Annotated in this window: 1 protein-coding gene; it reads right to left on the minus strand. The window is 68.6% G+C overall.

Annotation, left to right across the window (positions count from 1 at the left end; translation table 11 throughout):
- A partial coding sequence (locus tag ACWGI2_RS41960) for an SDR family NAD(P)-dependent oxidoreductase (protein WP_453701319.1) occupies nucleotides 1-7,931 on the minus strand: 7,931 nt, incomplete at its 3' end.
- Nucleotides 7,932-8,064 lie beyond the last annotated feature (133 nt).

The following is an 8,064-nucleotide window of genomic DNA, read 5'->3' on the forward strand; positions in this document are numbered from 1 at the left end:
TAGATGTCGGCGCCGGTGTGTTGGGCGAGTTGGAGGGCTGCTGAGCCGACTCCTCCGGTGGCGGCGTGGAGGAGGAGTGTTTCGCCGGGTTGCAGGTCGGCGAGGTCGTACAGCGCGTAGTAGGCGGTCAGGAAGGCGACGGGAACGCCCGCGGCCGTCGTGAAGGACCAACCCTCGGGCATCGACGTGACCAGGCGATGATCCGTGACGGACTGGGTGCCGGCGCCCGCCGGGAAGACACCCATGACGTGGTCGCCCACGGAGACGGTGGTGACGTCGTCGGCGATTTCTGTGACGACACCGGCGCCTTCGCTGCCGAGGGGTGCGTCGCCGGGGTACATGCCCAGGGCGATGAGGGTGTCGCGGAAGTTCAGCCCGATCGCACGGACGTCGACGCGCACCTGCCCGCTGGCCAGGGGAGCATCCCATTCGGGGGCCGGTCGGCAGGTGACCGCTTCGATGGTGCCGGTCGAACCGGCGCCGAGCTTCCAGCTCTCCTCGGGCAGATCGAGTACGCCGTTACCCTCGGCGCGTTCCAGACGGGCCACGAGGAACTGGCCACGGCGAACGGCAATTTGAGGCTCGCCGGTGGCCAAAGCGTCGGCCAGGTATGAGGTGTCGGCCGGGTCGTCGGTGTCGATGAGGTGGATGCGGCCCGGGTTTTCGTTCTGCGCGGCGCGGACCAGACCCCACAAGGGGGCGTGGGCCAAGTGGATGTCCTCGGCGGGGTGGGTTGCCACGGCGTGTTCGGTGAGTATGACGAGGCGTCGGTTGGTGGCGTCGTTGGTGGCCAGCCACGATTGCAGGTGAGCCAGGAGCGCTTCTGTCGCGGTATGCGCAGCCGTGGGGTCGTGGCTGTCCCCGTCCCTCATCGGGAGGTAGATGTCGACTTCGTTGGGGTCGACATCTGTGGTGCCTGCTTCGGTGGGCTTCCAGGTGAGGTGGAAGAGGCTGTTGCGGGTTCCCGTGCCGGTGTTCTTGTGGAGTGTGGTGGGGTCGATGGGGCGGGTGGTGAGGGTGTTGATGGTGGCGACGGGTGTGCCGGTGGGGTCCCAGGCTTGGATGGTGATGTCGTTGCCTGTGGTCGTGAGGGTGACGCGTAGGTGGGTGGCGTCGGTGGCGTGGACGGTGACGCCGTTCCAGGCGAAGGGCAGCTGGGTCTCGCCGGTTGATGTGGTCTGGGTGGCGAGGGGGTGGAGGGTTGCGTCGAGGAGGGCCGGGTGGATGGTGTGTCCGGTCGGGTCGGCCTCTTCGGGGAGGGTGATCTCGGCGTGGAGGGTGCCGTCGGGCTGGGACCAGACAGCGGTGACGCCCTGGAAGGTGGGCCCGTACTCGTAGCCGCTGGCGGTGAGTTGGTCGTAGAGGGTGGAGACGTCGACCTGCTCTGCCCCGGTGGGCGGCCACTGGGTGAGGGGTTCGGCGGGTTCCTGGGTTGTGGTGAGGGTGCCGGTGGCGTGGCAGGTCCACTCGGAGTCGGTGCCGTCCGGTTTGTCGGTGTGCGGGCGGGAGTGGATGGTGATCTGCCAGCCGTTCGCCTCTGGGGTGGTGGTGACTTGGAGGTCGCGGCTGGTGGTGTCGTCCAGGACGAGGGGTGCGTGGAGGGTGAGTTCGTCCAGGTGGGTGGCGCCGGTGTGGTCTCCGGCGTGGAGTGCCAGGTCGACCAGGGCGGTTCCGGGCAGCAGGACCGTTCCTGCCACGGCGTGATCCGCCAGCCAGGGGTGGGTCTTCAGCCCGATGCGGCCGGACAGGACGGTGGTGTGGGTGTCGGCGAGCTGTGTTGCCGTACTGAGCAGGGGGTGTTCGGTGGTGGTCAGACCCAGGTCGGTGGCGTCGGTGAGCTGGGCTGGGGCTTGGAGCCAGTAGGGCTGGTGTTGGAAGGGGTAGGTGGGCAGGTCCAGGTCCTGTAGCGGTGTGGAGGGCAGATACCGGGACAGGTCGATGTTGTGGTGGTGGGTGTGGAGGGTGGTGAGGGTGGTGAGGAGTCGGGTGGTGGTGTCGTGGTGGCGGGTGAGGGTGGGGTAGTGGTGTGCGTTGGCGGGGTGTGTGCTGAGGGTGTCGGCGAGGGCCGCGGCCAGTACCGGGTGAGGGCTGGACTCGATGAGGGTGTGGTGGCCGTCGTCGAGGAGCTTGAGAGCCGTCTCGTGGAAGTGGACGGGGTGGCGGAGGTTGTCGACCCAGTACGTGGCGTCCAGGAGCTGGTCGTCGGGCAGCAGGGCGCCGGTGTGGGTGGAGTAGAAGGGAATGCTCGGCGCGAGGGGCTGGATGTGGGCGCGGTCGGTGAGGTCGGTCAGGATGGTCTCGCGCAGGGCCTCGACCGCCGGGGTGTGTGAGGCGTAGTCGACCGAGATGAGCCGGGCCCGCACATCACGCTGCTGATACGTCTGCACCAGTTCCGTCAGGGCGGTGGTCTCGCCGGCCAGGACGGTGGTGGCGGGTCCGTTCACGGCGGCCAGGTGGACGCCGTCTGGCAGGTCGATGAGTTCCTCGGCGGGTAGCGGGAAGGACGCCATGGTGCCCGTACCGGCAAGCTGCCTCAATGCCTGGGAGCGCAGGGTGACCACGGCGATGGCGTCGGGCAGGCTCAGGGCTCCGGCGATGTGCGCGGCGGCGATCTCGCCCTGGGAGTGGCCGATGACGGCGTCCGGGGTGACGCCGTAGTGTTCCAGCAGGCGGGCGATGCCGGTCATCACCGCGAACAGGGCGGGCTGCACGACATCGACCCGTGCCAGGGCGTCCTCGTCGTCGGACGCGAGGACGTCGAGCAGGTCCCAGTCACACCAGCGGGCGAGCTCCTCCTGGCAGGCGGCCAGGTGTGCGGCGAACAGCGGTTCTTCGGCTGCCAGCCGGTGTCCCATACCGGCCCATTGCGAGCCCTGGCCGGGGAAGACGAACGCGGTCCTGCCTGCTTCCACCATGCCGGGGCCGACGACGAGTGCGGGGTGAGCGTTGCCCTGCGCCAGCGCGGTGAGGGCGTCACGCAGTTCGTCGGGGTTGTCGGTGACGATCCCGGCGCGGTGTTCCAGCTTCGCGCGCCCCGACCACAGGCGGGCGGCCAGCGGGCCGACTTCTGCCTCCGGGTGGGTTTCGACGAAGGCGGCGAGTTGGCCGGCGGCTTCGGCGAGGGCCTGCGGGGTTCGTGCGGAGACGACCACCGGTACCGGACCGGCGTGCTGTGCCTGCGGCTCCTCCTCCAAGGGTTCCGGCGCGGCCTCCAGGATGACGTGCGCATTTGTGCCGCTGATGCCGAACGACGACACTGCCGCCCGGTACGGCTGTCCGGAGTCGGACCACGGAGTCGACTCGGTCAGCAGCGAGATGCTGCCCGCGCTCCAGTCGACGTGGTGCGAGGGCTGATCCACGTGCAGGGTGGGCGGAAGAACCCCCTGGCGCATCGCCTGGACCATCTTGATGACGCCTGCGACGCCGGCGGCGGCCTGGGTGTGGCCGATGTTGGACTTGATGGAGCCGAGCCACAGCGGCCGTTCGGCGGAGTGCTCACGCCCATAGGTCGCCAGCAGGGCCTGCGCCTCGATCGGGTCTCCGAGCGTCGTGCCCGTGCCGTGCGCCTCGACGATGTCCACCTGGCTCGCATCCAGCCGGGCGTTGGCGAGGGCTTGTTCGATGACGCGTTGCTGGGAGGGGCCGTTGGGTGCGGTGAGGCCGTTGGAGGCGCCGTCCTGGTTGATGGCCGAGCCGCGCAGCACCGCCAGGACGGGGTGGCCGTTGCGCTGGGCGTCGGACAGCCGTTCCAGCAGGACCAGGCCGACGCCCTCGCCCCAGCCGGTGCCGTCCGCGGCCTCTGCGAACGGCTTGCAGCGGCCGTCCACGGACAGGACGCGCTGGCGCGAGAACTCGATGAAGGCGCCCGGGCTCGACATGACGGTCGCACCGCCCGCAAGAGCCATTTCGCACTCACCGTTACGCAGCGCCTGAGCGGCCAGATGAAGGGCGACCAGCGACGACGAGCACGCTGTGTCGACGGTCACCGCCGGGCCCTCCAGACCGAACGTGTACGCCATCCGGCCCGAGGCCACGCTGGCCGCACTGCCGTTGCCCAGGTAGCCCTCGAAGCCTTCTGGGGCGTTTTGCATGAGGCGGGCGCCGTAGTCGCCGTAGATCACTCCGGCGTATACGGCCGTGTTGCTGCCCTTGAGGGTGGTGGGGTCGATACCGGCGTGTTCGAAGGCTTCCCAGGCGGTTTCGAGGAGGAGGCGTTGCTGGGGGTCGGTGGCGAGGGCTTCGCGGGGGTTCATGCGGAAGAAGTCCGCGTCGAACTGGTCGGCGTTATGGAGGAACGTGCCGTAACTCGTGTAGCTCTTGCCGTTCGCCGCCGGATCCGGGTCGAAGAGGTTGTCCAGGTCCCACCCACGGTTCGTCGGGAAGCCGGACAGACCCTCGCGACGCTCGGCGACCAGATCCCACAGGTCTGTGGCGGAGCGCACGTCCCCCGGGAAACGGCACGACATCGAAACGATCACGACTGGATCATCGGAGGTGTCCGTGCCAATGAGCGCGGGCGTGGCCGATCGTGGCGCCGATTCCAGCAGCTCGGAGCCGATGTGGTCGGCCAGAAGCTGCGCGTTCGGATAGTCGAAGATCAGGGTGGCCGGGAGCCGCAATCCGGTGGCCCCGTCGAGCCGGTTGCGCAGTTCGACGGCGGTGAGCGAGTCGAACCCCAGGTCCCGGAAGGGCTGCTGAGGGTCCACGCCCGTCGCGTCGGAGTGCCCGAGGACAGTGGCCGCATTGCTCCGCACGAGATTCAGCAGCAGTCGCTGCTGTTCCGTCGGTGTCAGTGCGGCGAGCTGCTGCGCCAGCCCCGAAGCCTCACGGGGCGCCGCCTTCGCAGCTCGGCGCAGTGGGCGGGGAGCCAGGTCGCGCAGGAGAGCGGGCACGTTGTCCGCGTCTCGGAAAGCGGACGCGATCAGCGGGGTGCACAGGTGATACGCGGACGGGCTGACAAGAGCGGCATCGAGAAGGCGGAGGCCTTCCTCGGTGCTGAGTGCGGTGTTGCTGTGGGCGAGTTTTGTGTCGGTGAGGTGGTGGGTGAGGTTGGTGGTGTGTTTCCAGTAGCCCCAGGCGAGGCTGGTGGCGGGTTGGCCGTGGTGGTGGCGGTGGTGGGCGAGGGCGTCGAGGTAGGTGTTGGCGGCGGCGTAGTTGGCTTGTCCGGGGTTGCCGAGGGTGCCGGCGGCGGAGGAGTAGAGGATGAAGGCGGTGAGGTTGAGGTGTTGGGTGGCGTGGTGGAGGTTCCAGGCTGCGTCGATCTTGGGGGCGAGGACGGGGTGGAGGCGGTTGGGGGTGAGGCTGGTGAGGGTGGTGTCGTCCAGGGTGCCGGCGGTGTGGATGACCGCCGTGAGCGGATGCTCCTGCGGGATCGACGCGATCAGCTCTTCAACGGCTTGGGGGTCGGTGGTGTCGCAGGCGGTGAGGGTGACTTGGGCTCCGAGGGCTTCCAGTTCGTGTTGCAGGTCGGTGTGTTGGGGTGCGGTGCGGGAGGCGAGGAGCAGGTGGGTTGTGCCGTGGGTGGTGATGAGGTGTTGGGCGGTGAGGGTGGCGAGTCCTCCGGTGCCGCCGGTGATGAGAACCGTGCCGTTGGGGTTGAGGGGTTGGGGGAGGGTGAGGATGAGTTTGCCGGTGTGGCGGGCTTGGCTGAGGTGGCGTAGGGCGTGGGGGGTGTGGCGGATGTCGAAGCAGGTGGTGGGTAGTGGGGTGAGGGTGCCGGTGTCGAAGAGTTCGCGCAGGGTGGTGAGGATGTGTTGGATGCGGTCGGGGCCGGCTTCGATGAGGTCGAAGTTCTGGTAGTGGATGTTGTGGGTTTCGGCGATGTGGGTGGGGTTGCGGAGGTCGGTTTTGCCCATTTCGATGAAGCGTCCGCCGGGGTGGAGGAGGCGGAGGGTTGCGTCGGTGTATTCGTGGGCGAGGGCGTTGAGGGCGATGTCGATGCCGTGGTGGGGGGTGTGGGTGCGGAAGTGGTGTTCGAAGTCGAGGGTGCGGCTGGAGGCGATGTGGGTGGGGGTGAGGCCTTGTTGGGTGAGGAGGTGGTGTTTGGTGGGGTGGGCGGTGGCGTAGATGTCGGCGCCGGTGTGTTGGGCGAGTTGGAGGGCTGCTGAGCCGACTCCTCCGGTGGCGGCGTGGAGGAGGAGTGTTTCGCCGGGTTGCAGGTCGGCGAGGTCGTACAGCGCGTAGTACGCGGTCAGGAAGGCCACCGGCACTCCAGCAGCGGTGGTGAAGGACCAACCCTCGGGCATCGACGTGACCAGACGGTGATCCGTGACCGTCCACGCACCTACGCCGTGCGGGAACATGCCCATGACGCGGTCGCCCACGGAGACGGTGGTGACGTCGTCGGCGACCTCCGTGACGATGCCGGCGCCCTCGCTGGCCAAGAGCGCGTCGCCCGGATACATGCCGAGTGTGATCAGCACGTCGCGGAAGTTCAGTCCGATCGCACGGACGTCGATCCGCACCTGCCCCGGCGCCAGCTCGTCCGGGAGCTCGGGGTTGGGCAGGAACGCCAGGTTGTCCAGTGTGCCGGGGGCCGTTTTGTCCAGACGCCAGGTAGGTTCGTCGACCGGAATGGTCAGTCGGCCTTCGACGTGATCGGCCGATCGAACCAGCCTCGGTGCGAGGAACTGGCCGTGACGCAGGGCCAGTTGATACTCACCCGTGGCGAGGGCCTCGGCGAGGTCCGACGTGTCGGCCGGGTCGTCGGTGTCGATGAGGTGGATGCGGCCGGGGTTCTCGTTCTGGGCCGTGCGGACCAGGCCCCATAGGGGTGCGTGGGACAGGTGAACGTCTTCGGCTGGGCTGGTGGCAACCGCGTGCTGGGTGAGGATCACCAGACGGCGCTCGGTGGTCTCGTTGGTGGCCAGCCAGGACTGCAGATGGGTGAGAAGCGCCTCGGTGGTCGCGTGCGCGGCTGCCGGGTTGTCGCCGTCCGCGTCCACGTCCGGGGTGTAGAGGTCGACCTGGTCGAGGTCGACTTCCCCTGTGGTGGCTTCTGCGGGGTTCCAGGCGAGGTGGAAGAGGCTGTTGCGGGTCTCGTAGCCCGCACCGGTGGTCAGCGCGGTGGGGTCGACCGGGCGGGAGGCGAGCGCGGTGACGGTGGTGACGGGTGCGCCGGTGGGGTCCCAGGCCTGAAGGGATACGTCGTTGCCTGTGCTCGTGAGGGTGACACGGAGGTGAGTGGCGCCGCCCGCGTGCACGCTGACACCGGTCCACGCGAAGGGCAGGCGCAGTTCGCTGCCGGTGGCCGAGGAGAGGGCCCGGGCAGCTAGGGGGTGGAGGGCTGCGTCGAGGAGGGCCGGGTGGATGGTGTGTCCGGTCGCATCAGCCTCTTCGGGGAGGGTGATCTCGGCGTAGAGGGTGCCGTCAGGTTGGGCCCACATGGCGGTGACGCCCTGGAAGGTGGGGCCGTACTCGTAGCCGGCTTCAGCCAGTTGCTCGTACAGGTCCGAGATCTCGACAGGGGTGGTGTTCGCGGGTGGCCATTGGGTGAGGGGTTCGGCGAGTTCCTGGGTTGTGGTGAGGGTGCCGGTGGCGTGGCAGGTCCACTCGGAGTCGATGCCGTCCGGTTCGTCGGTGTGCGGGCGGGAGTGGATGGTGACCTGCCAGCCATTCGCCTCCGGGGTGGCGGTGACCTGGAGGTCGCGGCTGGTGGTGTCGTCCAGGACGAGGGGTGCGTGGAGGGTGAGTTCGTCTAAGTGGGTGGCGCCCGTGTGGTCTCCGGCGTGAAGCGCCAGGTCGACCAGGGCGGTTCCGGGCAGCAGGACCGTTCCTGCCACTGCGTGATCCGCCAGCCAGGGGTGAGTACTCAGGCCGATCCGGCCCGTGAACACCGTTGATGCACCGGAGGATTCACCAGCCTCTGCCCCGGTTGCGGTGTCGGCAAGCTGAATGGCAGCGGCGAGCAGGGGATGCGCGCTGGTCGCCATGCCCAGGTCGGTGGCGTCGGTGAGTTGTGTGGGGGCTTGGAGCCAGTAGGGGTGGTGTTGGAAGGGGTAGGTGGGGAGGTTGATGTGGGTGGTTTGTTGTTGGGGGAGGTGGGGGGACAGGTCGGTGTTGTGG

This window comes from Streptomyces sp. NPDC054866, from assembly GCF_053610745.1.